Source organism: Nocardioides bigeumensis (assembly GCF_039531755.1).
In the GTDB taxonomy this organism is placed as follows: domain Bacteria; phylum Actinomycetota; class Actinomycetes; order Propionibacteriales; family Nocardioidaceae; genus Nocardioides; species Nocardioides bigeumensis.
The window spans coordinates 964295-990784 of record NZ_BAAAQQ010000013.1 but is presented as its reverse complement, the minus strand read 5'-3'; the positions used below and the strand labels follow the sequence as shown (position 1 = coordinate 990784).

Here is a 26490-nt window from a genome sequence, read left to right as displayed (position 1 = left end):
CGACGGCCAGCGGCCAGCGGCCAGCGGCCGGTGACCCGCGTCGGGACGTCGGCGACTAGGCCGGGCCGGCGTACACCCCGTCGATCCGGACCGGCTTGCCGTTGGTCGTGACGGCGATCTTCAGGCTGCCCTTGCGGGCGCTGCTGAAGACCGTCACCGGGATGATCACCTGCTGGGCACCCTTCGAGGACGCCAGTGAGTAGGTGCCGAGCTTGTCCTTGCCGAGCGACACCTTGACCGAGCCGTGGCCGCGCCCGGTGCTGACGAGCAGCGCGATCCGCCGCGCCTTGACGCGCAGCGCCAGGGTGGCGCCCCGTCGGGAACTCTGCGTGTAGGTCTTCGAGTAGGAGCCCTTGGCCTTCTTGACCGTCTTCCAGACGCTCTTGTGGTTCAGCTTCTTCTGCTTCAGCGTCTTGTCGTCGACGGCCACGCTCGCGCAGCGAGGGACCGACCAGGCGCTCGCGTTGCCGCCCTGGTCCGTGCCGCGCACTCGCAGGCACACGGTCTCGCCGGGCTTCGCGGTCAGCGAGCCGCCGATCGCGGTGGTCGTCACCCAGGTGGTGGGCCCCCCGAGGGGGGCGCGGTAGGTCCCGACCTGGCGCTCGACCTGGTAGGTGATCGGCGACCACGTGTCGGCCCCGATCCAGCCGGCGCGGATGAGCTTGCCCTTGTTGAGCATGCTCATCGGCGCGGTCAGGTGGACGGCGTACGGCGCGCTGTTGTCGAGGGTCTGCGCCTGCACCGCGCCGGAGCCGCCCTCCGGCCAGACCAGGGTGGCGTCGGCCCCGTGCGCGGAGACGACCGGCACCGACCCGGCTGCCGAGGGCACCGCCAGCGTCGACCACGCGGACCCGGCCGCCGCTCGGGTGGCGAGGCTGATGCCGCCCCCGGCGGGGGTGTAGGCCACCGCGGCGGCACCGGAGCTGCTCAACGAGAGCGAGAAGGACGCGATGACGCCGCCGGCGAGGACGACCGCGGGGGAGACCCCGTCGGCGTACCGCATCCCGCTGCCGTCGATCCACGCCACCGCTGCCAGTCCGGTGGCGGAGCGGGCGACCTGGACCTGGCGTCCGGGTGTCGCGCTTACGGGTCCGGCGGGCAGAGCCGGCGAGCCGGCTGCGCGCGCCCACTGGGCGACGTAGGGAAGCGCAGCGGCCTCGGTCGCGCCCGCCGCCCACCCGACCGTGGCGTTGCCGGCGGTGTCGATGGCGACGGAGGTCGCGTCGGCGACGGTGGTCGCTGAGGCCAGGGCAGGTGCCGTCGACCACGCGCCGCCGGACAGGCGCCGCGACGCCTGGACGTAGCCGGTGGCGCCCTCCAGCCGCCACGCCGCGACCGTGTCGCCGGTGGGGTTCTGGTCGAGCGACAGCCCAGAGAAGGTGCCGTCGACGTCGGCCGCGCTCAGCCGCACCTGGGTGCTGATCGTGGTGGGTCCCGCGGTCTTGGACCGGACGACGGTCTTGGTCGTGCCGTTCTGCTTGGCCGCCCACACGACGGTCGCGACCCCGGCCGGGCCGACCTCGACCTGCGGGTCGTTGTCGGTCCAGTTCTCGTTGTCGGAGACCCGTCGGGCGGCGACCCAGGCACCTCCAGGTGGCTGCATCGCGATCTCGACGTTGGGCGACACCCCGCCTGCGGCGCCGACCCAGGCGACCGCCACCGTCCCGTCGGGACCGATCGCCACGTCGGGGTCGCTCGCCGCGACACCGGCCACGCTGACGGTCGCCGCGGGCGTCCACGCCGGCGCGCCCGTCGTACGCCGCGACACCTGCACCTGACCCCCGGCGACCCACGCGGCCGCGGCGTTGCCGGCGGCATCGGTGGCCAGGACGACGCTGCCGCCTGCGGGAGCCAAGGGGCTGGCTGCGGTGAGGCCGCCGGCCAGCGCCGGTGCCGGCACCAGCAGGCCCGCGGTCAGGAGGGCGCCGGACGCGAGGACGGCTACGCGTCGAGGACTGGGGAAAGTGGTCACGAGTGTCTCCGAGAGGTCAGTAGTTGTAGGTGCGGCAGGCCTTGCTGCGCAGCTGCACCCAGGTGTCGGTGGTGACCTTGCCCAGGGGCGGCAGCAAGGTCTCGGCTTGAAATGCGCGCGTGGCGTCGAGCGTGACCTTGTCGAACTGCCCGGTCACCTGCTTGGGGTCGTTGAGGATCTTGGATCCGGCCCTGATCAGCATGTTCTGGTACGCCGACGTCCACATCGCCGACTCGGTCGTCACGTCCAAGCCCTCGCCGCCGATCTCGGGGAGCGAGGTCCGATCGAGCTCGCACGGGCACATCACTGCATCGGTGTTGCCGGCCCTCATCACGGTGACCATGTCGCTCTTGTGATCGTTGCGCATCCGCACCGTGCAGGCTGCCTCGGTGTCGGCGTAGCCGGACAGGTAGACGGCGTACGTCGCCGGCGCACCCTCGTAGGGCGGGTACGCCGTGTCGCAGGACTTCGCCGGCTCGAGGTAGCGGGCACCCTCGGCGTCGAAGTCGACGACCGAGTCACGAAGGTCGCGAGCATCGTTGCCACGCCCGACGATCATCAGCGCCTCGCCGGTGCAGCCGACGTTGACCATCGGGATGCCGAGGCCTAGCGGGTCCGGGAGGTCCTCCGGCTGGGTGAAGAAGGCTGTCACGGCCCCGCCCGAGAGACCGATGACCGCCGCCACGGCCATCACGGCCATGCTGCGTCCCCCCGGTCTCGTCACCGAAGCAGGATACGTGGGGCGGCGCGGCCGTCCGGGCTCAGTGAACGCCCAGCGCGTCGAGCGCCATCCGGGTCAGCAGCTCGCGCATCGGCTCGACCGGGAGCAGCCGGCTGTGCGGGGTGGAGTTGATCAGTCCGAAGGCGACGTGCGCCATCGCGCGGGACCGCTCGGCGCCGCTCTTGTTGCGCAGCCCGGGGTGCAGGCGCCGCAGCTCGCCGGCCCACACGTCGACGTACTCGCGCTGCAGCGCGCGCACCCGCTCGCGGTCGGAGTCGGGGAGCGACTGCCAGTCGCGGTCCTGCACGACGATGAGCGCACGGTTGTGGAGCGCGAAGTCGACGTGCCAGTCGACCAGGGCGGCGACCGCTGCGGCGGCGTCCGGTGCTCCCGCGACTCGCCGACGGCCGCCCTCGAGCAGCTCCTCGCTGATGCGCACCAGCATCTGCGCGAGGATGGCCTCCTTGGAGGCGAAGTGCTTGTAGAGCGCTGGCCCGGAGACCCCCACGGCCGCGCCGATGTCGCCGACGCTGACGCCGTGGAACCCGCGCCTCGCGAAGAGCTCGGCCGCCGTCGACAGGATCTGCTCGCGGCGGCCTACCATGGTCGAAGGATAGCGTCCGTGGTTAATGAACGTTAACCTTGTGTCCATGAGTGTCACGTCGGGTGTCACGACCGGACCGGTCAAGGGCGAGGGCCTCGTCGAGCTGGTCGCCGAGCTGCGCGAGAAGCTCGAGCGGGCCCGCAGGGGCGGCTCCGAAAGCGCGCGCCGCAAGCACACCGATCGGGGCAAGCTCCTCGTCCGCGACCGCGTCGACCGGCTGCTCGATCCCGGGAGCCCCTTCCTGGAGCTGAGCCCGCTGGCGGCGTACGGCATGTACGGCGACCCCACCCTCGAGGGGGGCGACGACTGGGCCGTGCCGTCCGCCTCGATCGTCACCGGCATCGGGCGGGTCGCGGGCCGCGAGTGCGTGGTCGTCGCCAACGACGCGACGGTCAAGGGCGGCACCTACTACCCGCTGACGGTGAAGAAGCACCTGCGTGCGCAGACCATCGCCGCCGAGAACCACCTGCCCTGCCTCTATCTCGTCGACTCGGGCGGGGCCTTCCTGCCGATGCAGGACGAGGTGTTCCCCGACCGCGAGCACTTCGGCCGGATCTTCTTCAACCAGGCCAACCTGTCGGCGAAGGGCATCCCGCAGATCGCGTCGGTGATGGGGTCCTGCACGGCCGGCGGTGCCTACGTCCCGGCCATGTCCGACGAGACCGTGATCGTGCGCAACCAGGGCACGATCTTCCTCGGCGGACCTCCCCTGGTGAAGGCCGCGACCGGCGAGGTCGTGACGGCCGAGGAGCTCGGCGGTGGCGACGTGCATGCGCGCACGTCCGGGGTCGTCGACCACCTGGCCGAGGACGACGCGCACGCGCTGGCGATCGTGCGCTCGATCGTGGAGACGCTGCCGCCCGTCGGTGGTCGAGCCCAGTCGAGACCCGTGGACGTCGAGGAGCCGCACGAGCCGCCCGAGAGCCTGTACGACGTCGTGCCGGCCGACACCCGCACGCCGTACGACGTGCGCGAGGTGATCCGCCGGATCGTCGACGGCAGCCGCTTCCACGAGTTCAAGAAGCTGTACGCCGAGACGCTGGTGTGCGGGTTCGCCCGTATCTGGGGCCACGAGGTCGGCATCGTCGCCAACAACGGCATCCTCTTCAGCGAGTCGGCGCTCAAGGGCGCGCACTTCGTGCAGCTGTGCAACCAGCGCGGCATCCCGCTGGTCTTCCTGCAGAACATCACCGGCTTCATGGTCGGCAAGGAGTACGAGAACAAGGGCATCGCCCGCGACGGCGCCAAGCTCGTCACCGCGGTGGCGTGCTCGGTCGTGCCGAAGTTCACCGTCGTCATCGGCGGCTCCTTCGGCGCGGGCAACTACGGCATGTGCGGGCGGGCCTACGACCCGCGCTTCCTGTGGATGTGGCCCAACGCGCGCATCTCGGTGATGGGCGGCGAGCAGGCGGCCTCCGTGCTCGCGACCGTCGCCGGCCGGCCGGACGACGAGGAGCTGATGGCGCCGATCCGCGACCAGTACGAGACCCAGGGCTCGCCCTACTACTCCACCGCGCGGCTCTGGGACGACGGCGTCATCGACCCCGCCGAGACCCGCCGGGTGCTCGGCATGGGCCTCGCGGCGACGGCCAACGCTCCGGTCGCCGAGCCCTCCTACGGCATCTTCCGGATGTAAGGAACGGTCGTCTTGAACCTCAACTACAACCCCCCTTCGGTCGCTCAACCGGGCGGGCTCCAGACCGTCCTGATCGCCAACCGCGGCGAGATCGCGCTCCGGGTGATGCGCACCTGCGCGCGCCTCGGCGTCCGCACCGTCGCCCTCTTCACCGATGCCGACGCGTCCGCGCCGCACACCCGGGCCGCGGACGAGGCGGTGCGGGTCCCGTCGTACCTCGACATCGATGCGGTCGTCGCGGCAGCCGTCGACAGCGGCGCCCAAGCGATCCACCCCGGCTACGGCTTCCTGTCCGAGCGCGCGGCCTTCGCCGAAGCCGTGGAGAAGGCCGGGCTCGTGCTCGTCGGCCCGACCGCCGAGGTGATGGAGCGGATGGGCCGCAAGGACGCCGCGCGGGAGATCGCGGTCGCCGCCCGGGTGCCGGTCGTGCCGTCGTACTCCATGACCGACGCGCGAGCCTCCGTGAGCTACGAGCTGCCCTACCCGGTGCTGGTGAAGGCCGCGGCCGGTGGGGGCGGCAAGGGCATGCGCATCGTGCGCACGCCTGAGACGTACGCCGAGGCCGTGCTCGCCGCGGCCCGCGAGGCCAAGGCGGCGTTCGGCGACGACACGCTGCTGCTCGAGAAGTACGTCGAGAGCGGCCGGCACGTCGAGGTGCAGGTGCTCGCCGACCACCACGGCACGGTGGTGCACCTCTACGAGCGCGACTGCTCGGCCCAGCGCCGGCACCAGAAGGTCATCGAGGAGGCGCCCGCTCCGACGGTCGACGCCGAGCTGCGGCACCGGCTGACGTCGAGCGCGGTCGCCCTGGCTCGAGCGGTCGGCTACACCAACGCCGGCACCGTCGAGTTCCTCGTCGACAACAGCACGGGCGAGTTCTACTTCCTGGAGATGAACACCCGGCTCCAGGTCGAGCACCCGGTGACCGAGGCGATCTGTGGGGGTCTCGACCTTGTCGAGCACCAGCTGCGCGTCGCCGCCGGCGAGCCCCTGTCGTTCGGTCAGGACGACCTCGGCATCCACGGGCACGCGATGGAGGCCCGCATCTACGCCGAGGACGCCTTCGGCGGCTTCCTGCCGCAGGCCGGGACCGCGTCGATCGTGCGCTGGTCGGCACACGCGCGCAACGACCACGCCCTCGAGCCGAACCAGGTGGTGTCGACGTCCTACGACCCCATGCTCGGCAAGGTGATCGTGCATGGTCCCGACCGCGAGAGCGCCCGTCAGGCGCTGGTCCGCGCCCTCGACGAGACCAGCATCCTCGGCCTCACCACCAACACCGGCTTCCTCCGCGCGCTGGCGACGAGCGACGCGTTCCGCGACAACGAGATCGACACGGCCTGGCTCGACAGGGCCGACAGGGGCGACAGCCCGGCGCTGTCGCCGCCCGACGACGAGCTGCCCAGGATCCTGGTCGCCTGGACGCAGGCGATGATCACCTCGCTCGCCGACGGCGGGCATCCCTTCCAGGCCGACGGGTTCCGGCTGGGTGCCGCCCCGGCACCCCAACGGGTCGAGCTGGACGAGCTGGTCGTCGTCGACCGGTCCGCCGGCCGGGTCACGACCGGCACCGCGTCCTCGACCAGGGCCTACGACGTCCGCGAGCTGGGAGCCGCCGACCACGTGCTCACCCTCCTGGTCGACGGGCGCCGGGTCAGCGCCGTCGTCAACGTCCAGCCGCACACGGCCGAGGTCGCCTGGCAGGGGCAGCGGTTCGTCTTCGAGCGCCCCGACGTGATGGGCGACCGCGGACCCGCCGTGGGAGACGGGACGATGCTCGCCCCGATGCCCGGCACCGTGCTCGCGGTGCGCGTCGCCGAAGGGCAGCGCGTGACGACCGGCGACCCGCTCGGCACCCTGGAGGCGATGAAGATGGAGCTGGCGCTGACCGCGCCCTTCGACGGCACCGTGACGCAGGTCGGCGCGGCGGTCGGCGACCAGGTCGCGCTGGGCGCGGTCCTCTTCACCGTGCAGGCGGACGACTGATGGCGGGCGCGACGGGCAGGCAACCGGCTCCGGTGCGCATCCCCGGACTGCCCGAGCGGGTGACGATCTACGAGGTCGGCCCGCGTGACGGCCTGCAGAACGAGAAGGCGATCGTGCCCGTCGACGTCAAGGAGGAGTTCGTGCGCCGCCTGGTCGCCGCCGGGCTCCCGGTCGTCGAGGCGACCTCCTTCGTGCACCCGAAGTGGGTGCCCCAGCTCGCCGACGCCGAGGAGCTGATGACCCGGCTCGGCCCCGACGGTGTCGCGCTGCCGGTGCTGGTGCCCAACGAGCGCGGGCTCGACCGCGCTCTGGCGCTGGGGCTGCGGCACGTCGCGATCTTCGGCAGCGCCACCGAGACCTTCGCCCGGCGCAACCTCAACCGCAGCCTCGACGAGCAGTTCGCGATGTTCGAGCCCGTCGTGACCCGCGCGCTGGCCGCCGGGGTGGACGTGCGGGCCTACGTCTCCATGTGCTTCGGCGACCCGTGGGAGGGCGAGGTCCCGATCGAGCAGGTCGTCCGCGTCGGCAAGCGGCTCCTCGACCTCGGCGCCGGACAGCTCAGCCTCGGCGACACCATCGGCGTCGGCACCGCCGGCCGGGTCAAGGCGCTCGTCGCGGCGTTCGCCGACGCAGACGTGCCGGCCGAGCGGTTGGCGCTGCACTTCCATGACACCTACGGCCAGGCGCTCGCCAACACGCTGGCCGGGCTCGAGGCCGGCATCACGACGTACGACGCGAGCGCCGGCGGCCTGGGCGGCTGCCCCTACGCCGAGAGCGCCACCGGCAACCTCGCGACCGAGGACCTGGTGTGGATGCTGGACGGGCTCGGGATCGAGCACGGCGTCGACCTCGCCTCGCTGGCGGCCTCGAGCGTCTGGATGGCCGAGCGGCTCGGGCGCGAGAGCCCGTCGGCGGTGGTCCGCGCGCTCGCCTGAGGAGTCTTGCGGCAGACTTGGCCGCGTGACCGACGGCCGGCGGGTGTACCTCCACATCGGGGCACCCAAGACCGGCACGACCTACGTGCAGGACCGGCTGACACGCAACGCGTCGTCGCTGCGCAAGCACGGCGTGGTCCTCCCGACGTCGTCCCCGATCGTCTCGCCGGCGCTCTTCCACTTCCGAGCCGCGCTCGACGTGCTCGACCAGGACTGGGGTGGCTCACCGGGGCACGCCGAGGGTGCTTGGGACACGCTGCTCAAGCGGGTCCGGCGGGCCTCCGGATCGGTGGTCGTCAGCCACGAGATCTTCGCGCCCGCACCCCCCGAGCGCATCGAGCGGATCGTCGGCGAGCTCGGCGAGGCGCTGGGCGGTGCTGAGGGGGGCGAGCTCCACGTCGTCTACTCCTCGCGGGACCTGGGCCGCCAGCTGCCGGCCGCGTGGCAGGAGAGCATCAAGCAGGGCCGAAAGTGGACCCTGCGCAGGTTTTTGAGCCGTGTCGAGCGGGGCCACAACTGGTTCTTCCGCGCCTTCGACCTGCCCACGGTGCTGGAGCGCTGGAGCGCCGCGGTGCCGGCCGACCGGATCCACGTGGTCACCGTGCCGCACCCCGGTCAGCCGAGGGACCTGCTGTGGCGGCGCATGTGTGAGGCGCTGGCCATCGACCCCGCCTGGTCGCCGGCCGAGAGCCGACGCGCCAACCCGTCGATGGGGGCGGCCGAGACCGAGGTCATCCGGGCGCTGAACCAGCACATGGGTCGAAAGGCGCGGCGGGAGGCCCTCTTCGACGAGCTGATCCGCAAGGTCCTCGCCGAGGAGCACCTCGCCAGCCGCGACAGCATCCCGGTGCGGCTGCCCCCGGACCGTTACGACTGGGCCGAGGAGCAGGCCGCGAGCTGGATCGAGTGGCTCGGGTCCAGCGGCCTCCACGTCATCGGCGACGTCGAGGAGCTGCGTCCCGTGCGCCCGGACCCGGACGCCGAGGGAGCGCAGCCCGTCCGGGTCCGCAACAAGCTCAAGTTCAACGCCGCCGTCGACGCGCTGGCGGCGATGACGGCGGAGGCGGCCCGGCGTCCCGATCCGGACAAGACCGGCCTGGGCCGGGTGCGCGCCGGTGTGGAGCGGGTTCGGTCGCGACGGTGACGCAGGACCCGACCGTGCACACGGAGGGGCGCACGAGGGAGCACGAGTCCCGGGCGTGGGGCTGGGTCGCGCACCTGCGCGACGGAGGCACGACGCCGTGGGCGTCCTGGTCGACGGCAGCCGACGGGGCCGGTCGCCATCTCCCCGGCGCCCAGCAGCTCGAGCTGCTCCGGCGGCTCAACCTGGCCGCGCCCGCCGGCGTCCCCGCCGACCTCGCCGCCCGGGTGCTCGACGCCAGCGCGGCCGGCCGCGGGCGTACCGACCTGCAGCTCGTCGGCGCCGCCCGGCCGTCCGACTTCGGCCCCCAGCCCGTTGACCCCTCGCTGCTGCCCGACGACGAGCTCGTTCGCCTGGCCACCAGCGTGATCGCCGACGACGTGGTCGCCGCCGGGGTACCCACCATGACCGAGCCGCCGCTGCCGCGGCCCTGGCGACGTCACTACCGGCTCGTCGGCGACCCCGTGCTGGCCGACCCGCTGCGCGCGGAGCTGGTCGCGCGCGGGCGGCCACCAGGCGGACCCCGGGCGCGCATCCTCGTCGTGGGGCGCGCCGTCGACACCATGCTGGCCGACGCCTTCGAGGCACGCGCCCTCGACACAGGGGGTCCGGCGTGGGAGCGCTGGCTCGACATCCTCGCGGCGCGCCAGCGGCTCGCTGCGCGCATCGACCTGGCCCGGGTGGCCCGCAGCTGGGCCGAGCGGACCTCGTCCGAGCGGGTCACGATCGTGCTCGACGCCCAGCAGGTCGGCCGGCTCACCGGCGTACGCCGGGGGCTGCCCACGCCGGTGCCGCTCTCCGCCCCGGCGGTCGACCTGGCCCGTCGGGTGGCGGCCGTGCTGGGGCTCCTCGTGGTGCCCGACCGGCGCGCGGAGCTGCTGCGCCAGACGCTGGCCCCGCGGCTGCGCGGCTTCGGCGGACCGCCGCTGACCGTCCCCGACCAGCACCGCGACTGGGTCGAGGAGCGAGCGGCCCGGATGCGCCACAAGCTGCGCCGCGCCGGTTATCCCGTCGTCGGCAGCCTCGACGCGCTGCTGCCGGCGTACCCTCCTGGCGGCGTGGCCCATGTCGACCACGCCGACGTGCTGGCCGTGGCGATCGCCCTCCTGCTCGGCAGGACGGGAGACTCTGGGGGAGACTCTGCCGGAGGCCCAGCAGAGGGCCCGGAAGTTGGCCCGGAAGTTGGCCCGGAAGTTGGCACAGAAGCCGGGCCAGCCACCGGGGGACGGGAGGAGACGACATGACGCGACCGCGCGTGCGCAAGGTCATCGTCCATGTCGGCACCCCCAAGACCGGCACGACCTACTTGCAGGACGTGCTCTTCCGCAACCGCCAGACCCTCGCCAAGCACGGCCTGTGCTACCCCGCGGACCGCTTCGACGGCCACTTCCTGGCGGCCCTGGACCTGATGCGCCTGCCCTGGGGCGGCCTGGAGACCGAGGCGGTGGGTGCCTGGGACCGGCTCGCCGCCAAGGTCCGCGCCTGCCCCGGCACCGCGATCATCAGCCACGAGATCCTGGCGACCGCGTCCCGGGCGCAGGTGGGACGGGCCCTGACGTCGCTCGGCGCCGACCAGGGCGTCGAGGTGCACGTCGTGCTGTCGGTGCGCGACCTGGTCCGCCAGATCCCCGCCGAGTGGCAGGAGAACGTCAAGCACCGCAGCCCGCTGACCTTCGCGCGCTTCCTCGAGCGCATCCGCGACCCCGAGCGCAAGAGCCGTGTCGGCGCGTGGTTCTGGGGCGTGCAGGAGGTGCCCGACATCCTCGACCGCTGGGGCAGCGACCTCCCGCGCGATCGTGTGCACATCGTCACCGTGCCCCCGCAGGGGTCGCCGCAGGGTCTGCTGTGGGAGCGGTTCAGCACTGCGTTCGGGCTCGACGGGATCGACCTCGACCTCACCGCCGAGCGCGCCAACCCGTCGCTCGGCGTCCCCGAGACCGCGCTGCTGCGCCGGATCAACCGGGCCGCCAACTCGGTCCTCGACCCCGCCGACTACCGGCCCCTCGTGCGCGAGCTGCTCGCCCACCAGACCCTGTCGCGCCGGCAGAAGTCACCCCGGCTTCGGCTCCCACCCAGCGAGTACCCCTGGGTCCACGAGCTCGAGCAGTCGTGGGTCGAGGAGATCGAGAAGCGGGGGTACGACGTCATCGGCGACCTCGCCGACCTCGTCGGCGCCGAGCCCGAGCCCGGCCCCAAGCGCACCAACCCCGACACTCCGTCCGAGCGTGCGGTGGCGGGCGCCGCCGTCGACGCGATCCGGGCGCTGCTGCTCGAGAACGCCCGGCTCCGCGGCGGTGAGGCCCGCCTGGCCGACGAGGTGCAGCAGGTGCGTGAGGAGCTGGACCGGGCCTACCTGCGCCCGACGTTCATCGCCCGGCGCAAGCTGGTCCGGGGCCTCGAGACGAGTGGCGCGGGACGCAGGATCATGCGGCTCTACCGGGCGGCGCGGGGGCGGAACTCCCGGTCGGCGTAGCGGCCGGCCCGCCACGTCCCGAAGCCGTCGGCCCCGAGGCCGATGAAGCCGCCGACGACCGGCACCCGCCGCCCCACGGTGGTGGCGAGGCGCTTGCCCGCGACCTTGGTGATCAGGTTGGTCGCGACCGTCGAGGAGATCAGCGGGTCGAGCGTGGTGTCGTGCGCGGGTGCGGTCGCCATCGCCATCGGCGGCGCGGGGAGCTTCTTCTTCTTGATCATCTGCTCGATCTCGTCCTCACCGAGGAGGGCGACGAGGATCGCGTTGCGCACGCGGCCGTCGTGCACGTCGTACCCGCGCAGGTGCGCGATGCCGGCGATCATCCGGCACTGGATCAGCGCCAGCCCGGTGATGTTGGTCGGGATCGCGACGGCGGCGGTGACCAGGCCGCCGATGTTGGTGAGGAAGCCCTGCGCGCCGGCGAGGCGCACGTGGAACTCGATGACCTCGTGGACGGCGCGGTCGACGTCGCCGCGCTGCTCCTTGAGCTGCTTCTCGGCACCCTCGACGGCACCGCTCAGCGGGCCGACCCCCACGATCGCGCGGTGCAGCGCCTCGCGCACGAACGCCGAGGTCAGCCCCGGCGCCATCTCGCTGATCCGAGGAGCCAGTGCGGCGCCGACCGTGTGCCTCACACCCATGGGTCCGATCCTACGGAGTCGGACCACGGGACCTGCCGGGCGCTGCTCGGACGCTAGCGTCGAGCGCATGCCGGTCGAGCCGAGGCCCTCGCCGTGGGCGTTCCCGCCCGCGTCCGCGTGGCCGGCCGACGACGACGTGGTGGCGATGGGGGCCGACCTCGAGCCCGGCACCCTGCTGGCGGCGTACCGGCAGGGCCTCTTCCCGATGCCGTCGGGGCCGCGGCGCCGCGACCCGATGGCGTGGTTCAGCCCGGTCGAGCGCGGGGTGCTGCCGCTCGACGGGCTGCGGGTCACCCGGTCGCTGCGGAAGTCCGTCGGGCGGTTCGAGGTGAGGGTGGACACCGCCTTCGTGGACGTGGTGCACGCCTGTGCGGACCCGCGGCGGCCTGGTGGGTGGATCTCCGAGACGATCCTGGCGGCGTACACCCGGCTCTTCGACCTCGGCTGGGCGCACTCCGTCGAGGCGTGGCGCGACGGTCGGCTGGTGGGCGGGCTGTACGGCGTCGCGGTCGGCGGGCTGTTCGCCGGGGAGTCGATGTTCCACCACGAGCGGGACGCGTCGAAGGTGGCGCTGCTCGGGCTGGTCGACCGGCTGCGCGACGAGCACGCGGAGGAGCGGCTCCTGGACGTCCAGTGGCTGACCCCGCACCTGGAGTCGCTGGGCGCGGTGGCGATCGACCGCGCGGACTACCTGGCCCGACTGCCCGCGGCGCTGGCGCTGCCCGAGCCGCGCTGGTCGAGCCCCCGGTGGTCGAGCCCCCGGTAGTCGAGCCCCCGGTAGTCGGGCCCCGGTGGTCGGGCCCCCGGTGGTCGGGCCCCCGGTGGTCGGGCTCCGGTGGTCGGGCTCCGGTGGTCGGGCTCCGGTGGTCGAGCCCCCGGTGGTCGAGCCCCCGGTGGTCGAGCTGAGTCGAGACCTACTTCAGCAACCTGCTCAGCCGCCGGTCGGCCAAGGGCTTGCCGCCGGTCTGGCAGGTCGCGCAGTACTGCAGGCTCGAGTCGGCGAAGCTGACCTCGCGCACGGTGTCGCCGCACACCGGGCACTTCTCGCCCGTGCGGCCGTGCACGGCGAGGTTGGACTTCTTCTCGCCCTTGAGCTCGCTCGCGGCGAGACCGCGCGAGCGCGCGACCGCGTCGCCGAGGACGTTGCGGATGGCGTCGTACAACGTCTGCAGCTCGGCGTCGCTCAGGCTGTTGGCGGGCTTGAACGGCGACATCCGCGCCGCGTGCAGCAGCTCGTCGGAGTAGGCGTTGCCGATGCCGGCGATGGTGCCCTGGTGGCGCAGCACGCCCTTGATCTGGGCGCGGCCGGCGTCCTGCAGGATCTGGTCGAGGACCTCGATGGTGAACGACTCGTCGAGAGGGTCGGGGCCGAGCCGGGCGATGCCCTCGACCTCGAGCGGATCGCGGACGACGTAGATGGCGAGCGACTTCTTGGTGCCGGCCTCGGTGATGTCGAGCCCTGGGGTGAGGCCTGACCCGCCGTCTGTCTGGGGGTCCTCGTCGAGGACCACCCGGGCCGCGAGCGGGTTCTTGCTGTTGGGGCGGGCCGGGAGCTTGGGCACGTCGTCGCGCCAGCGGATCCAGCCGGCCCTGGCCAGGTGCACGATCAGGTGCAGCCCGCTCGCGGTGATGTCGAGGAACTTTCCGTGCCTGGTGACGTCCTCGACCAGGGTGCCGTGCAGGGCCTGCAGCGGCGGGTCGAAGGTCTTGAGGGCGCTGAACGCCGCCAGGTCGACCCGGGTGATCGGACGGTCGGTGAGCCGGCCCTTCAGGTCGAGGGCCAGTGCTTCCACCTCGGGCAGCTCAGGCACGGAGCCAGTGTATTTGCACACCCCGACATCCCGCCCGATTCGATACCTGACCACGAGAAGCACGGGTGAACTGCACCTGGGACGTGCCGTTCGTGGTCACTTATCGTGCTGAGGCGTCAGGGGAAAGTCGGGGCCAGCAATCCTTCCCTGATCCGGCGGGAGGAGGGAGGATGGGTCATGGCCAGCAGGCGCCCGACGGAGACGACGATCTTCGTCGACCCGCGCGGCGCCGACCGGGCGCTGCGGATCACCTGGCACCACGACGTGGCCGACTCGCCCGATGCCCTGGCCGACGCCGGCATGGTCGTCATCTCGCTGTGGCGGGCCAACCTGTGCGTCGGGTCGTTCCGGCTCGAGGCCCACGAGGTGCCGGGGCTCGTGCACGCTCTCACCAAGGGCCTGGCCCCTGCCGACGGCGGCTCGCTCTCCGACACCGCCTGACCGCGAGGAGCGGCGCGTCGTCTAGCGAATCCGCTAGAGAGCCGGATACGGCGGATACGGTCGGGCGCATGGACCCGGTCCGCAACCCCTATGCGCCCGGCGCCGGGCAGCGTCCGCCCGAGCTGGCCGGCCGTGACGAGCAGCTCGAGGCCTTCGACGTCGTGCTCCAGCGCGTGGCGCGCGGGCGGCCCGAGCGGTCGTTGATCCTCACCGGCCTGCGCGGGGTCGGCAAGACGGTGCTGCTCAACGCGCTGCGCTCGGCCGCCGTACGCCGGCACTGGGGCACCGGCAAGCTGGAGGCCCGCCCCGACCAGCACCTGCGCCGGCCGCTGGCGTCGGCGCTGCACCAGGCGGTCCGCGAGCTCGGGCATCCCCGCCCCGACGAGACCGACCACGTGCTCGGGGTGATCCGGGCCTTCGCCCAGCGCGAGGCGGGCGTCGGCGCCCGGCTCAAGGACCAGTGGAACCCCGGCATCGACGCGCCCGCGGTCCGCGGCCGAGCCGACTCGGGCGACATCGAGATCGACCTTGTCGAGCTGCTCTCCGACGTCGGCGGGCTGGCGGCCGACCGGGGGAGCGGCGTCGCGGTGTTCATCGACGAGATGCAGGACCTCGGCCCCGACGACGTGTCCGCGTTGTGCGCGGCATGCCACGAGATCAGCCAGTCGGGGTTGCCGCTGATCGTCGTCGGTGCCGGGCTGCCGCACCTTCCGGCGGTGCTCAGCGCGAGCAAGTCCTACTCCGAGCGGCTGTTCCGCTACCAGCGCATCGACCGACTGCCGAGGGCCGCCGCCGACCTCGCGCTCAGCGTCCCCGCCGAGGACGAGGAGGCCGCCTGGTCTGTCGACGCGCTCGCGGCGATGTACGCCGCCACCGGGGGCTACCCCTACTTCATCCAGGCCTACGGCAAGGCCGTCTGGGACCGCGCCACCACCTCCCCGATCGACGTCGCCGACGTCGGCGTGGCCGCCCCGGAGGCCGAGGCCGAGCTTGCGGTCGGCTTCTTCGGTTCGCGCTACGACCGGGCCACGCCGGGGGAGCGCGACTACCTGCGCGCGATGGCCGACGTCGCTGCCGAGGCGGCTGCCGGCGGCGACCAGGCCGGCGACCGGCGCTCCGACGACCAGCCCCCCGACGACTCGGTGCTCACCTCCGACGTGGCCTCCTCCCTCGGCAAGAAGCCCCAGTCGCTCTCACCGGCCCGCGACTCGCTGCTGAAGAAGGGGCTGATCTACTCCGCCGAGCGCGGCCGGATCGCCTTCACCGTGCCGCACTTCGGCCGCTACCTGCGCGAGAACGCATGACGGCAGACCGGTGGGCCGTGCTGGTCGACGGGCTCGGTCCACGACGGCTCGTGGCCGTCGCAGCCCTGGCGGTGGCCGGCCTCGCGACGGCCGCCGGTGCGGCCCCGCTGCACGGCCGGCTCGGCAGGGGACGAGACCCGGACCCGGCCCTGCTCGCGCGGCTGCGCCGCGTGGACCTGCTGCGGACCGCTGCGGCGCTGGTCGCCCTCACGGCGGGCGTGGCCTGATGACGCGGGTCTTCGTGGCGGGGCCGGCGACCTGGAACCACCTCGTGTACGTCGACGCGCTGCCTGATCCGCGACCCCACAGCCTCAGCGCACGCAGCCACCACGAGACCGTCGGCGGCACGTCGGCCGGCAAGGCGCTCAACCTGCGAACCCTCGGCCTCGACGTGACGCTGCTGACCTTCCTCGGCGACGACGAGCCGGGCAGGCGGATCGGGGGCGTGCTGCGCGAGGCCGGCGTCGACCTGCTCGCCGAGCAGGCCGAGCGCACCGAGCGGCACCTCAACCTGATGTCCGGCGGCGACCGTGTCTCGATCTTCCTGGACACGCCCGGCGAGGTGACCGACGCGCACGCCGCGGCGGTCGACCGGGCGCTGGCGGAGTCGGCGTACGCCTGCATCGACCTGGCCGAGGCCGCCCGCCCCTACCTCACCAAGGCCAAGGCGGCGGGGGTCCCGATCGTCTGCGACCTCCACGACTTCGACGGCGAGAACCCTTGGTACGCCGACTGGATCGCCGCCGCCGACGTGCTCTTCCTCAACGCCGACGGCCTGGCAGACCCGCTGCCGTGGATGCGTGAGCAGGTCGCGCGAGGCACCTCGTTGGTCGTCGTCACGCAGGGGGCGGAGGGCGCCACGGCGATGACCGCGCTCGAGACCCTCCACGTGCCTGTGGACCCGGTCGACGAGGTCGTGGACACCAACGGCGCCGGCGACGCGTTCGCCGCCGGTTTCCTGGACGCCCGGCTGGGCCGGGCCGCACTGCCGGTGGCGATGCGTGCCGCCCATGCCCAGGCGGCGCGCTGCCTCGCCTCGCGCGGGCTCGCGCCCTGAGGTCAGCGGGCCTCGAGCAGCACGTCGCGCTCGGTCTCGCCGTACGCCGTGAAGCCGAGCCGCTCGTAGAGCGCCCGCGCCCGCGGGTTGTCCTGCTCGACGGAGATCCGCGCCGGGACCCCCCGGTCGCGCGCCTCGGCCAGGACGTCCCGGACGACCTGCGTGCCGATGCCCCGCCCCTGGTGCGCCGGCAGGAGCTGGACACCCGCGAGCTCCACGTGATCGGGCGCGCGGACGACGCGGTGCCGGCCGACCCGATCGCCGTCGACCAGGACGACCGATGTCGTCGAGCCGTCGACGTCTCCGCCCAGCTGCTCGCGCGTCCAGTCCGAGAAGCCGGCGCGCCACTCGGCCTCGGCGTCGGGCGCGCAGAGCTCGGCCGGCCAGCGCCCCTGGTCCTTGGTGACCACCACGACCACGTCGGTCAGGAACTCGACGTCGTCGGAGTCGGCAGGACGGAGCACGTAGCCGGGCACCGGCCGAGGGTGCCACGTCGCCGGCTCCGACCGCCTGTCCTTTAGGTTGGACGAGATGCACGTCGAAGGTCCGCGCCCACTCGCCGAGGACGAGGCCGCACACGAAGACGTCTTCCTGCGTTGGCAGATCGGGCCGGAAGCGCCCGCCCGGCTGTGGCGTGCCGACGACGCGATCGCGGTGGCGGTCCAGCGTGACAACGGGGTGTTCGTCACCTGCTTGGGTGCTGGGCCGGCGCTCGACGCCGTGGTGGCGGCGGCTCTGGCACACCTGCGAAGCGAGGGGTGTCCCGAGCTGCGGGTCAGCGTGCCGGCCGACACGGACGTCGTCGTACCGGCGCAGGTCCTCGAGCCCAGCCACTGGGAGTGGATGTGGACGAGCACGCCGCCGCCGGTCCCGACCGGCGTGGCCTGGCTGACGTCGGCCGAGGAGCCGCTGGTCGAGGAGCTCCTCGCCTTCAGTCCGCGTGCGCACGCGCGGCCCGGTGACCCGCACGTGCGTGCCTGGGCCGGCGTCCGCCGCGGCGACCGGCTCGCGGCTGCGGGCGCGCTGTGCACCGCCCAGGCGGGCACCCCGCACCTGCGCGCGATCGTCACGCACCCCGACCACCGCGGTCAGGGACACGGCGCCGCCGTGACCGCCGCGATGACGTTGCGCGGCCTGCAGGACTCACCGGTCGTCACGCTCGGGATGTACTCCGACAACGACGTCGCCCGGCGGATCTACCACCGGCTCGGCTACCGCACGTCGCACCGGTGGGTGTCGTCCCGGGCCGTGCTCACCGGATGAGCGTCCGCGTCGCCAGTCCCGCCAGCACCACCGGGTGGCTGAGCATCGGCAGGTGACGGAGGCGACCGCGGTCGTCCAGGTGGCACGGCTGGTCCGGCAGCGCCGCTTCCCCTCCCTCGACGATCTCGCGCAGGCTCGCTCGCCCCTCGGCGTACGCCGCCACCGAGGTCTCGGCACCGGGCAGGAACACCACGGGCGTCGAGGTCGTCATGGCACGACCTTGGGCCGTGAAGGGGCCAGCTCCTGACCGCATAGGTGATCTCACGTAGGTCGCACGACGTACGCCGCGCGACCGGTTCCTGGCCCCAGGTGGCACCCAGAGATCGGCTTGCTGGCCGATGGCAGGGGCTGCGAGAACCGAGAGCGTTGTTCCTCGTCGGAACAACCAGAAATCATCCCGAGAGGAACCACCCAGATGTCCACCCAGTACGCCACCCGCCCGGCCAAGACGGCCGAGCCAGTCTCCCAGAAGCCCGTCTCCCAGAAGCCCGTCTCCCAGAAGCCCGTCTCCCAGAAGCCCGTCCACCCCGTCGAGCAGACCGTCGAGATCCTCGCCGGCAAGCTCACGGCCTACAGCATCCCGGTGCTCCGGATCAGCCTCGGCCTGGTCTTCCTGGTCTTCGGCGCCTTCAAGCTCGTCCCTGGTTTCAGCCCGGCGGAGGACCTCGCCATCGCCACGGTCGAGAAGCTCACCTTCGGCATGGTGTCGGGCGACTTCGCCCTCCTGCTCACCGCGGTCATGGAGGTCACCATCGGCCTGACCCTCGTGTCGGGACGCTTCCTGAAGACGGGCCTGGTCGTCCTCGCCACCGCGATGGGCGGCATCATGGCCCCGCTCGTGCTCTTCCCGGGCGAGCTCTACCTCGACAACGGCGTCACGCTGACGGCGCAGTACGTGTTCAAGGACATCGTGCTGATCGCCGCCGGCCTGGTCGTCGGGGCGCACGCCCTGGGCGCCCGCCTCCACCGGGACGCCTGAGCCTTGGCACGACACGACGCCGAAGCGGCGTCGACACCGAGACGCGGTGTCCACCACGACCTGGTGGACACCGCGTTCCTCATTGTGCGGCCGCTCCCCGTCGGCCCCCGAGGGTCGGCGCGGTCAGCCGCGCCCGTTGACCAGCTGGCTGCGGATCTCCCCGGTCGGGTAGAGCGAGGTGTGCACGTTGACGTACGTCGTCTGCGCCTTGATCGCCGCGACCAGCTCGTCGAACTGGCCGGCCGTGATGCCCTGGGCGCCCGGCCCGATGACGGAGGCCGGCGTCAACGTCCCCGAGATCGTCGCCGGTGCGGGCGGGCAGGCCTGGGTGCCCGCCGGGCCGTTGCCGAGGTTGCTGCAGAGGAAGGTCGCGATCCCACCGCTCTGGCTGGCCGCACCGAAGTGGATGTGCGACTGGGTGACGCTGCCCTCGAGGGCGTCGTACGACAGCACGTAGTCGATGGTCTGGTTGGCCCGGTCGACGTGGATCTTGAAGGTGCCGACGCCGGAGGTCGAGAGCGCGAGCGGTGTCTCGGCGTACCCGTCGAGCTGGACGCTGATGGTGCGGTTGCCCTGGTCGTCGCCGGGTCCGGAGCTCCCGGCGCTGGCGACGCCGCCGGAGACGACAGCGGCCGCCACGATGAGGGCGACCCCGAGCGGGATGACACGGTTGAGCGAGTACCTGGACATGCGGGTTCCTTCCGTCGGTGAACGGTCCTCCCGGGACTACGGGCGAGGGGCGCGAACAGATCTCCCTCCGCGCCGCGCGTGGACCCGCGCGGCTGACCCACGGGTGCGGGCTGATCCGTCATGCTGGGCGGCGTGGGTTCGGGCATGACCATGCGACCGCAGGTCGTCGCGCACCGGGGCGCGAGCCATGACACGGCCGAGCACACGCTCGGCGCCTACGTGAAGGCCCTCGACCAGGGGGCCGAGGCTCTCGAGTGCGACGTGCGCCTGACCGCCGACGGGCACCTGGTCTGCGTCCACGACCGCGACCTGCTCCGCACCGCGTCCACGCGCGGGCTCGTGTCGACGATGGAGCTCGCCGAGCTCGACCAGCTCGACTTCGCGTCGTGGAAGAACCCGTGGGCCGACCTCGACGACGAGGCGCAGGACCTCGACCTCGAGCTCGGCCGGGTGCTCACGCTGCGCAAGCTGCTCGAGGTGGTCGCCGACTACGACCGGTCCGTCGAGCTGGCGATCGAGACCAAGCACCCCACGCGGTACGCCGGTCTCGTCGAGAGGCGGCTGGCCGAGGCGCTGGCGGCGTTCGGCTGGGACGGAGCCGGCGCCCCGGTGCGGGTGATGAGCTTCTCCTACACCGCCCTCCAGCGGATGCGCCGGTTGGCGCCGGGCGTGCCGCTGGTGATGCTGATCGACAAGAAGCGCCACTGGGCGGCGTTGCAGCCGGTGGTCGGGGACGACTGGATCCTCGGGCCCGGCATCGACCTGCTGCGGGACACGCCGGTGTTCGCGCAGCGCCTCGCCGCGACCGGGCGTGACATCCACGTGTGGACGGTCAACACCGAGGCCGACCTGGATGTCTGCCTGCGCTACGGCGTGAAGGCGGTCATCACCGACCGTCCCGGCATGATCCTCGGCCTCCTCGATGACAGGACGCTCGAGCAGCCCGGGTAGTTTCGCCCGCATGGCCAAGCGCTCCCGCAGCAAGACCCGCACGCCCGCCTCCGACGCCGCCGAGGGTGCGGTCGGTCCGCGCCAGCCCTGCCCGTGCGGCTCGGGCCGTCGCTACAAGCACTGCCACGGTGCGGCCGACGGTGGCGCGCAGGTGTACGTCGCCCGCCCGTTCGAGGGGCTGCCCGGCGAGCGCGACATCGTGGCGCTGCGCGAGCTGGTGCCGGCGGCGAGCGCCCCTCTGACGTTGAAGGACCACCCCGACCGCGAGGTGCTGCTCTGCACGCTGCTCCCCGGCGCCGCTCCCGCGATGGTGCGCGACTCCGGGGCGATCTGGCTCGGGCTGCAGGTCCAGCACAGCTTCGGCGACCCCGCGCGCGACCTGGGCGCGGTGTTGCTCAAGGCCCTCGACGCCGAGGCGGGGATCGTCGGGCTGACCGACCCGCCGGGTCCCGGGCCGCGTCTGCAGGACCTCGTCGTCAGTGGGGGGAACGGCGACGGCCTGGACATCACCGTGCATGACGGCTTCGGCTTCTGGATCGCCGACGTGGAGGAGCAGACGCCCGAGATGGAGGAGGCGCTGCACCAGGCCGACCACTCCGCCGCACCCACCGCGCGGCTCGGGTCCGTCGAAGCGGCGTACTGGACCGACGTCACGACCAAGGAGCACCTGCGCTGGGTGCTGCCCGAGCCCGAGGCCGACGCGTTCGACGCCCTCGCCCGCCTCCATGCGGCGGGTCGCGACCAGCTCGTGCCCGACTCCCGCCTGGTCGGCATGTTCCGCGCCCACGGCCTGCTGGTGCCGGTGTGGGACCTGCCTGTCGGCACCGGAGCGGCAGCGCTGGAGGAGCCCGCGGCGGCGTTCCGCAAGGCCCTCGACGAGGCCCTCGCCGTCACCGAGCCCCTCACTCCGGAGGAGCGTTCGGCCCGCAACGGGCTCGCCAACCGGCAGGTCACGATCCGCTAATCGGACGACCCCGGGCGGCCTCCGGGAATCCTTTGCCAAACCCCCTCTGGCTGTTGTGCAACGCTCCACCTTCCCGTAGGTTTTGAGTCGCCCGGTCGTTGTTGCCTCCCCCGTCAGCAACGACCGGGTTTTTACATTTGCCGGCTTCTCGCCGCGTGGGGCCGCTTGATCCGGCGGGATGGATAGACCAGGCGTATCAACAGCGGCGTCTCCGTTGCGGCGATCGACGGAGGCGACGGGCCGGCGACACCGTCGTGGTGAACCTCCAGGCCGAGCGGGGCGACTCGCGAAGCCGCGTCGTGTGCGACGTCCCGGCGGGCTCCTGCGAGATCCAGCAGTACCGACCCGTTAGGAGCCCAGCGGTGCCCGTGAGATCGGGCAGCTCATGCAGCGCGGGCCGCCGCGGCCCGAGCCCAGCTCGGAGCCGGCGATCTTGACCACCTCGATGCCGGACTCCTCGAGCCGGTCGTTCGTCTCGTCGTTGCGTTCGTAGGCCACGGCCACGCGGGGCGCGAGGGCGAGGGTGTTGTTGCCGTCGTCCCACTGCTCGCGCTCGGCGGTGACCGGGTCGAGACCGGTGTCGATCTGGTGGAGCGTGTCGATCTGCATGGCCTTGGCCGCGGCCACCAGGAACGGCTCGGCGTCGGCGACGTGCAGCTCGAGGTCGGTGTCGTCGTTGGTGTCGGCACTCCCGACCAGCGTCACCGCCCAGGCCTGGAGCTGGTGGGCGACGTTGGGGTACATCACGACCTTGTCGACGTCGACCATCGTGCAGACCGTGTCGAGGTGCATGGTCGCCCGCTCCTGGGCGATCGGCACGGCGAGCACGGTGTGCGCCAGGCCGGCGTGGAACACCTGGCGGGCCAGGCGCTCAGCCCCGGCGGGCGTCGTACGCTCCCCGACCCCGACCGCGATCACGCCCGGCGCGAGCAGCAGCACGTCGCCGCCCTCGACGTGCTCGTGGTGCCAGCCGTGGATCTGCGGGGTGCCGACGAAGCGGGGGTGCCGGGTGTAGATCAGCTCGGTCAGGTGCGTCTCCCGCGAGCGAGCCGGCATGGCCAGGCTGGTGACCGCGACGTGGTCGCGCACCCAGACGCTGGAGTCGCGGGTGAAGAGCAGGTTGGGCAGCGGGTCGATCAGGAAGTCGTGGCTGTCGAGCAGGCTGGTGACGAGCCCGAAACCGCCGCCGACCTCGTCGTTGCGGATGCCGGCGGTGAGGTACGTCGTCAGCTCCTCCGGCGAGGCGTCGTGCAGCAGGCCAGTGAGGTAGCCCCGCAGGGTGTCGCCCAGGTGCAGGCTCTCCAGCGCCTTCGTGATCGCCTCGTGGCGGGCCTCGGCCTCGGCGAACGTCTCGGTGAGGAGCTCGGTGAGGTAGAGCACCTCGACGTCCCGCTCACGCAGCGCCGCCGCGAACGCGTCGTGCTCGTCCTGGGCGCGCGACACCCACGGCACCCCGTCGAAGAGCAGCCGGTCGTTGTTGCGCGGGGTCAGCCGCTTCAGCTCGAGTCCGGGCCGGTGCAGCATCACCGTCTGCAGGCGGCCGACCTCGCTGTCGGCGCCGTGGAGGCGGGCGGGGTCTGCCGGGGCGGGGGTGCTCACCATGCTCGGACCTTAACGTCCGGCCGCCAGGACCGCACTCGCGAGGGACCGGTGAGATCCCCTGCGTGGTCACTCACCCCTAGAGACCGCACGGGGAATTCCGCCGGGGTCAGCTCGGGCGGCGGACCGCCCAGGCCTCCAGGCGCTTGTACCCCTTCACCGACGTGCGCGGCACCCGGCGGAAGCTGAACCCGCTGCCCTCGGAGTACGGCGCCAGGTCGGCCAGCTCCTCGGCGGCCCGGTCGACCAGGGCCGCGAGCTTCGACGGCTCACCTTCGGTCGGTGCGGGGTCGTCCGCGGCCTCGACCGCCAGGAGCGCCTCGTGCGCTCCACGGTCGACCAGGACGGTGCCTGGCCGCGCGATGGAGGTCAGCCGGGCCGCGACGTTGACTGTCGGACCGAGCACGTCGCCCAGTCGGCTGACCACGCCGCCGTACGCGATCCCCGCGCGCACCTGGGGGAACTCGTCCTCGGGGTCGGCGCCGCGCTCGGTCGCGATCAACGCGACCTCGGCCGCGGCGGCGGGGGTGTCGGTGACGAAGAGGACCTCGTCGCCGATCGTCTTGATCACCCGCCCGCCGGCCTCGACGACCGACCGGGTCAGGTGCTCCTCGAAGTGCTCGACCCAGGCGACCAGCTCGCCCTCGGTCAGCTGCCGGCTGCGGCCGGTGAAGCCGACGATGTCGACGAATCCCACGGCCAGCGTCGTGGAGGTGTCGCCGCCCTGCTCGAGAAGGCGACCGACGGCGCCGGCGAGGTGGCGCCGCCACACGTAGGACTGGAGGTGCTCGACGGCGGGGAGCACCTGACCGGTGAGCTCGTCGACCGTCGACGCCGGGTCCTCCGCCTCGACCGCGATCCGGGTGAGCAGGGCGACCTGCCACTCGGCGAGCCGCGCGAAGCTGCGTCCCCAGGTGCGCACCAGCGCGGCCTGGCTGTCGGGCGTGAGCACCCCGAGCTCGACCAGCTCACGGGTGCGCGACAACGCCTCGACGTCCTCCTCGGTGAAGGCGACGTCGTCGTCGCCGGCGTGGGGGAAGCCGAGCTGCTGCCAGAGCTCCTCGGCGACGTCGAGCGAGACGCCGGCCTTGTCGGCGACCTCGACCCGGGTGAAGCGCAGCGGCGCCCCGAGGGCGGTCTCCTCGAGCGCCCGCACGTCGAACGCGTCGTGCTCGCCTGCCATGTCCCCTCCCAAGGATCTGCCCCGACGGTGTGACTACGTGGTGCCGAGTCGCTCCTGCGCGGCGCGGTCCAGCGCGCTCCGGAAGGCGGGTACGTCGGCGCAGAGCCGCTCGAGCTGCTCGGCGGTGAAGTGCAACGCCCGGACCGGGGTCGTGGTCACGATCGACGCGTTGCGGAGCTTGTGGTTGACCAGGCCGGCCTCGCCGAAGACGTCGCCGGGTCCCAGCCGCGCGACCTCCTGGCCGCCGCGCCGGACCGAGGCCTCGCCTTCGAGCAGGATGTAGGCCTTGTCGGCGGGGGTCCTCTCGTGGATCGGCGACCAGTCCCGGGGCAGCCGCACGGAGGTGCCGGCGGCGTGCACCCGCCGGGTGTCCTTGGCCGAGAGGCCGTCGAAGATGCCGGTCACGCCTGGATCAACGGAGCAGCTCGTACGCCGTTACGGCAGCCAGGACGAGACACACGCCACTTCCGACGTAGTGCAGGACGTGCAGCGAGATCCACCGCAGCAGCGCCCTCCCGACCAGGCAGGCGAGGCCGCTGACCATGAGCAGTGCGCCGAGGGCGCCGACGAAGACGCTGCGCGGGTCGTCGTACCTCGCGACCAGGGTCAGCGTCAGCAGCTGGGAGAGGTCGCCCCACTCGGCGGCGAAGAGCACGAGGAAGCTGGCCAGGATCGCCCGCCAGCCCTGGGCCGGCTTCGCCTTGTCGGCGAACTCGTCCTCTGCGGCCTGGTGGTGCGCGCGTCCCTCGCGGAAGAGGATCACCGCGCCGATCAGGAACATCACGAGCGCGAGCGCCTTGACCGCGGTGTCGGGAAGGAACGACGCCGCGTGCCCGAGCAGCACGGCGACCGTCGTCTGCACCGCGAAGGCGAGACCGACGCCGATCCACACCAGGAGCGGCCGGTAGCGGGTGGAGAGGACCAGGGTCGCGAGGAAGGTCTTGTCGGGCAGCTCGACGACGAAGATCGCGCCGAACGTCAAGGCGATGACGGCGAGATCCACGGCCCCATTGTGTGGGGCGGTCCAGACCACGGGGGAATCCCCGATGTGGCGTGGGCGTCTTGGTGCTCCGATGGGGTGATGAGGGTCACGAGGGCGTACGCCGCCGTGCTGGCCGGAGCGCTGCTGCTGGCGGCCTGCTCCGACAGCCCGGCCGCGCAGCCGCCGTCACCGACGTCCTCGGCCACGGACACGGCGACGTCCTCGACCACCGACACGGGCACGGACACCGAGGCGGAGCCGACGCCCCAGGGGAACGAGCTCCCGGTGGAGGTGAGCGTCGCGGACGCGGGCGGGGAGTCGATCGAGGCCGGTCCCCACAACGACTTCGCCATCGCGGCCGCGGGCGGGATCTGGGTGACCGGCGTACCGCCGGGTCTGGTGCGGTACGCCGCCGCGACCGGCGAGATAACCCATCGGATCCACCTCGCGTCGGCCGTCGTCCAGGCCCTCGACGCCACGCCGGGGCGGGTGTGGGTCACGGGACTGGAGCCGAACCTGCTCCTCGTCTTCGACGACCGCACCGGCGACCTGGTCGACCGGGTCGAGCTTCCGGCACCACCCGTGCCGGAGTCGTCCGTGGCCGCCGACGAGGCGGTCGCCTGGGTCCTGGTCGACCGCGACCGGCCCCGGATCCTGCGCGTCGACACCGCCTCGGGTGACCTGAAGGCGCTGCCGACGCCCGACGAGCCCAGCGCCTTGCGCTACGGGTGGGGGTCGTTGTGGGTGACCACGACCGACGGTGTGCAGCGGCTCGACCCCGACACCGGGAGGGTGCTCTCGCACGCGGACACCGGAGTTGTCCCGAGCTTCCTCACCTTCGCGTACGGCGCGGCCTGGGTCCTCGACCAGGTCGACGGGACCGTGTTCCGCGTCGACGCCGCCACGGACGAGGTGTCGGCGATCCCGACGTCGGACCAGGTGGTCAACGGTGGCGACATCGCGGCGAGCGACGGCTTCGTCTGGTCCCGCACGTGGACCGGTGTCACGGTCGTCGACGCCGCGTCGGGACGGGCGGTCGCCCGCATCGGGACCGGGGGCGGCAGCGGGAGCGTCGCGGCCGCCGACGGGTGGTTGTGGATCACCGACCACGACCACTCACTGGTGCACCGCGTGCCGTGGCCTCCGGAGTGAGGGGG

At 72.7% G+C, this 26490-nt stretch carries 28 protein-coding genes; 16 read left to right on the top strand and 12 right to left on the bottom strand.

Going from position 1 to position 26490, the window contains the following annotated elements; all coding sequences use genetic code 11:
* Positions 1–55 precede the first annotated feature (55 nt).
* From ABD295_RS18970 to ABD295_RS18960, 3 genes are read right to left on the bottom strand one after another with little or no spacing between them, the layout of a single operon-like run.
* On the bottom strand, positions 56–1972 hold the full coding sequence (locus tag ABD295_RS18970; RefSeq protein ID WP_344305377.1) for a hypothetical protein: 1917 nt from the start codon (positions 1970–1972) through the stop codon (positions 56–58).
* A 16-nt stretch (positions 1973–1988) separates the two neighbouring features.
* The gene (locus ABD295_RS18965; protein ID WP_344305376.1) at positions 1989–2696 is read right to left on the bottom strand and encodes a peptidoglycan-binding domain-containing protein; all 708 of its coding nucleotides are present in this window, start codon (positions 2694–2696) and stop codon (positions 1989–1991) included.
* 37 nt (positions 2697–2733) lie between these two features.
* Positions 2734–3297 (bottom strand): SACE_7040 family transcriptional regulator, encoded by a 564-nt coding sequence (locus ABD295_RS18960; RefSeq protein ID WP_344305375.1) that lies wholly within the window; start codon positions 3295–3297, stop codon positions 2734–2736.
* Between the two features lie 46 nt (positions 3298–3343).
* On the opposite strand from ABD295_RS18960, the gene ABD295_RS18955 reads away from it, so the two are divergent.
* From ABD295_RS18955 to ABD295_RS18930, 6 genes are read left to right on the top strand one after another with little or no spacing between them, the layout of a single operon-like run.
* Positions 3344–4933: a carboxyl transferase domain-containing protein gene (locus tag ABD295_RS18955; RefSeq protein ID WP_344305374.1), complete on the top strand. Its 1590-nt coding sequence runs from the start codon at positions 3344–3346 to the stop codon at positions 4931–4933.
* A 12-nt stretch (positions 4934–4945) separates the two neighbouring features.
* A complete protein-coding gene (locus tag ABD295_RS18950) occupies positions 4946–6919 on the top strand; it encodes an acetyl/propionyl/methylcrotonyl-CoA carboxylase subunit alpha (RefSeq protein ID WP_344305373.1) in 1974 nt (657 codons plus the stop codon).
* A complete protein-coding gene (locus ABD295_RS18945; protein ID WP_344305372.1) occupies positions 6919–7854 on the top strand; it encodes a hydroxymethylglutaryl-CoA lyase in 936 nt (311 codons plus the stop codon). Before ABD295_RS18950 ends, ABD295_RS18945 begins: the two co-directional genes overlap by 1 nt.
* Before the next feature lie 25 nt (positions 7855–7879).
* Positions 7880–8998: a hypothetical protein gene (locus ABD295_RS18940; RefSeq protein ID WP_344305371.1), complete on the top strand. Its 1119-nt coding sequence runs from the start codon at positions 7880–7882 to the stop codon at positions 8996–8998.
* Positions 8995–10239 carry a hypothetical protein gene (locus ABD295_RS18935; RefSeq protein ID WP_344305370.1) on the top strand — a complete coding sequence of 415 codons (1245 nt, stop codon included), beginning with the start codon at positions 8995–8997 and terminating at the stop codon, positions 10237–10239. Before ABD295_RS18940 ends, ABD295_RS18935 begins: the two co-directional genes overlap by 4 nt.
* Positions 10236–11468 (top strand): hypothetical protein, encoded by a 1233-nt coding sequence (locus ABD295_RS18930; protein WP_344305369.1) that lies wholly within the window; start codon positions 10236–10238, stop codon positions 11466–11468. The genes ABD295_RS18935 and ABD295_RS18930 overlap by 4 nt, the downstream gene beginning before the upstream one ends.
* On the opposite strand, the gene ABD295_RS18925 is transcribed toward ABD295_RS18930, so the two are convergent.
* Positions 11429–12109: an EcsC family protein gene (locus tag ABD295_RS18925; protein ID WP_344305368.1), complete on the bottom strand. Its 681-nt coding sequence runs from the start codon at positions 12107–12109 to the stop codon at positions 11429–11431. The genes ABD295_RS18930 and ABD295_RS18925 overlap by 40 nt on opposite strands.
* A 67-nt stretch (positions 12110–12176) precedes the next feature.
* On the opposite strand from ABD295_RS18925, the gene aat reads away from it, so the two are divergent.
* The gene (gene aat, locus ABD295_RS18920; protein WP_344305367.1) at positions 12177–12875 is read left to right on the top strand and encodes a leucyl/phenylalanyl-tRNA--protein transferase; all 699 of its coding nucleotides are present in this window, start codon (positions 12177–12179) and stop codon (positions 12873–12875) included.
* Positions 12876–13023: 148 nt separating this feature from the next.
* Here the strand turns inward: aat and ABD295_RS18915 are convergent, their stop codons facing one another.
* The gene (locus ABD295_RS18915; protein ID WP_344305366.1) at positions 13024–13920 is read right to left on the bottom strand and encodes an Fpg/Nei family DNA glycosylase; all 897 of its coding nucleotides are present in this window, start codon (positions 13918–13920) and stop codon (positions 13024–13026) included.
* Positions 13921–14097: 177 nt separating this feature from the next.
* Between ABD295_RS18915 and ABD295_RS18910 the strand changes: the two genes are divergently transcribed.
* The 4 genes from ABD295_RS18910 (at position 14098) to ABD295_RS18895 (ending at position 16722) form a co-directional block, all read left to right on the top strand.
* Complete coding sequence (locus ABD295_RS18910) at positions 14098–14361, top strand: hypothetical protein (protein WP_344305365.1); 264 nt, start codon at positions 14098–14100, stop codon at positions 14359–14361.
* A 68-nt stretch (positions 14362–14429) separates the two neighbouring features.
* Entirely contained in the window at positions 14430–15665 is a 1236-nt protein-coding gene (locus tag ABD295_RS18905; protein WP_344305364.1) for an ATP-binding protein, read from the top strand.
* A complete protein-coding gene (locus tag ABD295_RS18900; RefSeq protein ID WP_344305363.1) occupies positions 15662–15892 on the top strand; it encodes a hypothetical protein in 231 nt (76 codons plus the stop codon). Before ABD295_RS18905 ends, ABD295_RS18900 begins: the two co-directional genes overlap by 4 nt.
* Complete coding sequence (locus tag ABD295_RS18895) at positions 15892–16722, top strand: carbohydrate kinase family protein (protein WP_344305362.1); 831 nt, start codon at positions 15892–15894, stop codon at positions 16720–16722. The genes ABD295_RS18900 and ABD295_RS18895 overlap by 1 nt, the downstream gene beginning before the upstream one ends.
* A 2-nt stretch (positions 16723–16724) precedes the next feature.
* On the opposite strand, the gene ABD295_RS18890 is transcribed toward ABD295_RS18895, so the two are convergent.
* A complete protein-coding gene (locus ABD295_RS18890; protein WP_344305360.1) occupies positions 16725–17198 on the bottom strand; it encodes a GNAT family N-acetyltransferase in 474 nt (157 codons plus the stop codon).
* A 55-nt stretch (positions 17199–17253) separates the two neighbouring features.
* Between ABD295_RS18890 and ABD295_RS18885 the strand changes: the two genes are divergently transcribed.
* Positions 17254–17985, top strand: a complete 732-nt coding sequence (locus tag ABD295_RS18885) for a GNAT family N-acetyltransferase (RefSeq protein ID WP_344305359.1) — start codon at positions 17254–17256, stop codon at positions 17983–17985.
* Here the strand turns inward: ABD295_RS18885 and ABD295_RS18880 are convergent.
* Entirely contained in the window at positions 17975–18196 is a 222-nt protein-coding gene (locus tag ABD295_RS18880) for a hypothetical protein (protein WP_344305358.1), read from the bottom strand. The two genes, ABD295_RS18885 and ABD295_RS18880, sit on opposite strands and share 11 nt — an antisense overlap.
* Before the next feature lie 204 nt (positions 18197–18400).
* Between ABD295_RS18880 and ABD295_RS18875 the strand changes: the two genes are divergently transcribed.
* Positions 18401–18964 carry a DoxX family membrane protein gene (locus ABD295_RS18875; protein WP_344305357.1) on the top strand — a complete coding sequence of 188 codons (564 nt, stop codon included), beginning with the start codon at positions 18401–18403 and terminating at the stop codon, positions 18962–18964.
* Between the two features lie 123 nt (positions 18965–19087).
* Here the strand turns inward: ABD295_RS18875 and ABD295_RS18870 are convergent, their stop codons facing one another.
* Complete coding sequence (locus tag ABD295_RS18870; RefSeq protein ID WP_344305356.1) at positions 19088–19654, bottom strand: CHRD domain-containing protein; 567 nt, start codon at positions 19652–19654, stop codon at positions 19088–19090.
* Between the two features lie 144 nt (positions 19655–19798).
* Here ABD295_RS18870 and ABD295_RS18865 point away from each other — a divergent pair, with 144 nt between their 5' ends.
* Both ABD295_RS18865 and ABD295_RS18860 read left to right on the top strand, forming a co-directional pair.
* On the top strand, positions 19799–20605 hold the full coding sequence (locus ABD295_RS18865; RefSeq protein ID WP_344305355.1) for a glycerophosphodiester phosphodiesterase family protein: 807 nt from the start codon (positions 19799–19801) through the stop codon (positions 20603–20605).
* 10 nt (positions 20606–20615) lie between these two features.
* Positions 20616–21569: a DUF5926 family protein gene (locus tag ABD295_RS18860; protein WP_344305354.1), complete on the top strand. Its 954-nt coding sequence runs from the start codon at positions 20616–20618 to the stop codon at positions 21567–21569.
* A gap of 348 nt (positions 21570–21917) precedes the next feature.
* Here ABD295_RS18860 and ABD295_RS18855 read toward each other — a convergent pair whose 3' ends face one another.
* The 4 genes from ABD295_RS18855 to ABD295_RS18840 form a co-directional block, all read right to left on the bottom strand.
* Entirely contained in the window at positions 21918–23171 is a 1254-nt protein-coding gene (locus ABD295_RS18855) for an arginine deiminase (RefSeq protein WP_344305353.1), read from the bottom strand.
* 106 nt (positions 23172–23277) lie between these two features.
* Positions 23278–24351, bottom strand: coding sequence for an adenylate/guanylate cyclase domain-containing protein (locus ABD295_RS18850; protein ID WP_344305352.1), 1074 nt, complete (start codon positions 24349–24351; stop codon positions 23278–23280).
* A 33-nt stretch (positions 24352–24384) separates the two neighbouring features.
* On the bottom strand, positions 24385–24756 hold the full coding sequence (locus ABD295_RS18845) for a Crp/Fnr family transcriptional regulator (protein WP_344305351.1): 372 nt from the start codon (positions 24754–24756) through the stop codon (positions 24385–24387).
* Between the two features lie 7 nt (positions 24757–24763).
* The gene (locus ABD295_RS18840) at positions 24764–25354 is read right to left on the bottom strand and encodes a TMEM165/GDT1 family protein (protein WP_344305350.1); all 591 of its coding nucleotides are present in this window, start codon (positions 25352–25354) and stop codon (positions 24764–24766) included.
* A gap of 78 nt (positions 25355–25432) precedes the next feature.
* On the opposite strand from ABD295_RS18840, the gene ABD295_RS18835 reads away from it, so the two are divergent.
* The gene (locus tag ABD295_RS18835; protein ID WP_344305349.1) at positions 25433–26485 is read left to right on the top strand and encodes a Vgb family protein; all 1053 of its coding nucleotides are present in this window, start codon (positions 25433–25435) and stop codon (positions 26483–26485) included.
* Positions 26486–26490 lie beyond the last annotated feature (5 nt).

Coding starts and splice junctions, on each gene's coding strand:
- ABD295_RS18925 (WP_344305368.1), bottom strand. CDS start 12,109: ATGGGTGTGAGGCACACGGTCGGCGCCGCACTGGCTCCTCGGATCAGC.
- ABD295_RS18880 (WP_344305358.1), bottom strand. CDS start 18,196: ATGACGACCTCGACGCCCGTGGTGTTCCTGCCCGGTGCCGAGACCTCG.
- ABD295_RS18850 (WP_344305352.1), bottom strand. CDS start 24,351: ATGGCAGGCGAGCACGACGCGTTCGACGTGCGGGCGCTCGAGGAGACC.
- ABD295_RS18905 (WP_344305364.1), top strand. CDS start 14,430: ATGGACCCGGTCCGCAACCCCTATGCGCCCGGCGCCGGGCAGCGTCCG.
- ABD295_RS18960 (WP_344305375.1), bottom strand. CDS start 3,297: ATGGTAGGCCGCCGCGAGCAGATCCTGTCGACGGCGGCCGAGCTCTTC.
- ABD295_RS18885 (WP_344305359.1), top strand. CDS start 17,254: ATGCACGTCGAAGGTCCGCGCCCACTCGCCGAGGACGAGGCCGCACAC.
- ABD295_RS18955 (WP_344305374.1), top strand. CDS start 3,344: ATGAGTGTCACGTCGGGTGTCACGACCGGACCGGTCAAGGGCGAGGGC.
- ABD295_RS18945 (WP_344305372.1), top strand. CDS start 6,919: ATGGCGGGCGCGACGGGCAGGCAACCGGCTCCGGTGCGCATCCCCGGA.
- ABD295_RS18855 (WP_344305353.1), bottom strand. CDS start 23,171: ATGGTGAGCACCCCCGCCCCGGCAGACCCCGCCCGCCTCCACGGCGCC.
- ABD295_RS18835 (WP_344305349.1), top strand. CDS start 25,433: ATGAGGGTCACGAGGGCGTACGCCGCCGTGCTGGCCGGAGCGCTGCTG.
- ABD295_RS18870 (WP_344305356.1), bottom strand. CDS start 19,654: ATGTCCAGGTACTCGCTCAACCGTGTCATCCCGCTCGGGGTCGCCCTC.
- ABD295_RS18875 (WP_344305357.1), top strand. CDS start 18,401: ATGTCCACCCAGTACGCCACCCGCCCGGCCAAGACGGCCGAGCCAGTC.
- ABD295_RS18860 (WP_344305354.1), top strand. CDS start 20,616: ATGGCCAAGCGCTCCCGCAGCAAGACCCGCACGCCCGCCTCCGACGCC.
- ABD295_RS18865 (WP_344305355.1), top strand. CDS start 19,799: ATGACCATGCGACCGCAGGTCGTCGCGCACCGGGGCGCGAGCCATGAC.
- ABD295_RS18930 (WP_344305369.1), top strand. CDS start 10,236: ATGACGCGACCGCGCGTGCGCAAGGTCATCGTCCATGTCGGCACCCCC.
- aat (WP_344305367.1), top strand. CDS start 12,177: ATGCCGGTCGAGCCGAGGCCCTCGCCGTGGGCGTTCCCGCCCGCGTCC.
- ABD295_RS18910 (WP_344305365.1), top strand. CDS start 14,098: ATGGCCAGCAGGCGCCCGACGGAGACGACGATCTTCGTCGACCCGCGC.
- ABD295_RS18900 (WP_344305363.1), top strand. CDS start 15,662: ATGACGGCAGACCGGTGGGCCGTGCTGGTCGACGGGCTCGGTCCACGA.
- ABD295_RS18895 (WP_344305362.1), top strand. CDS start 15,892: ATGACGCGGGTCTTCGTGGCGGGGCCGGCGACCTGGAACCACCTCGTG.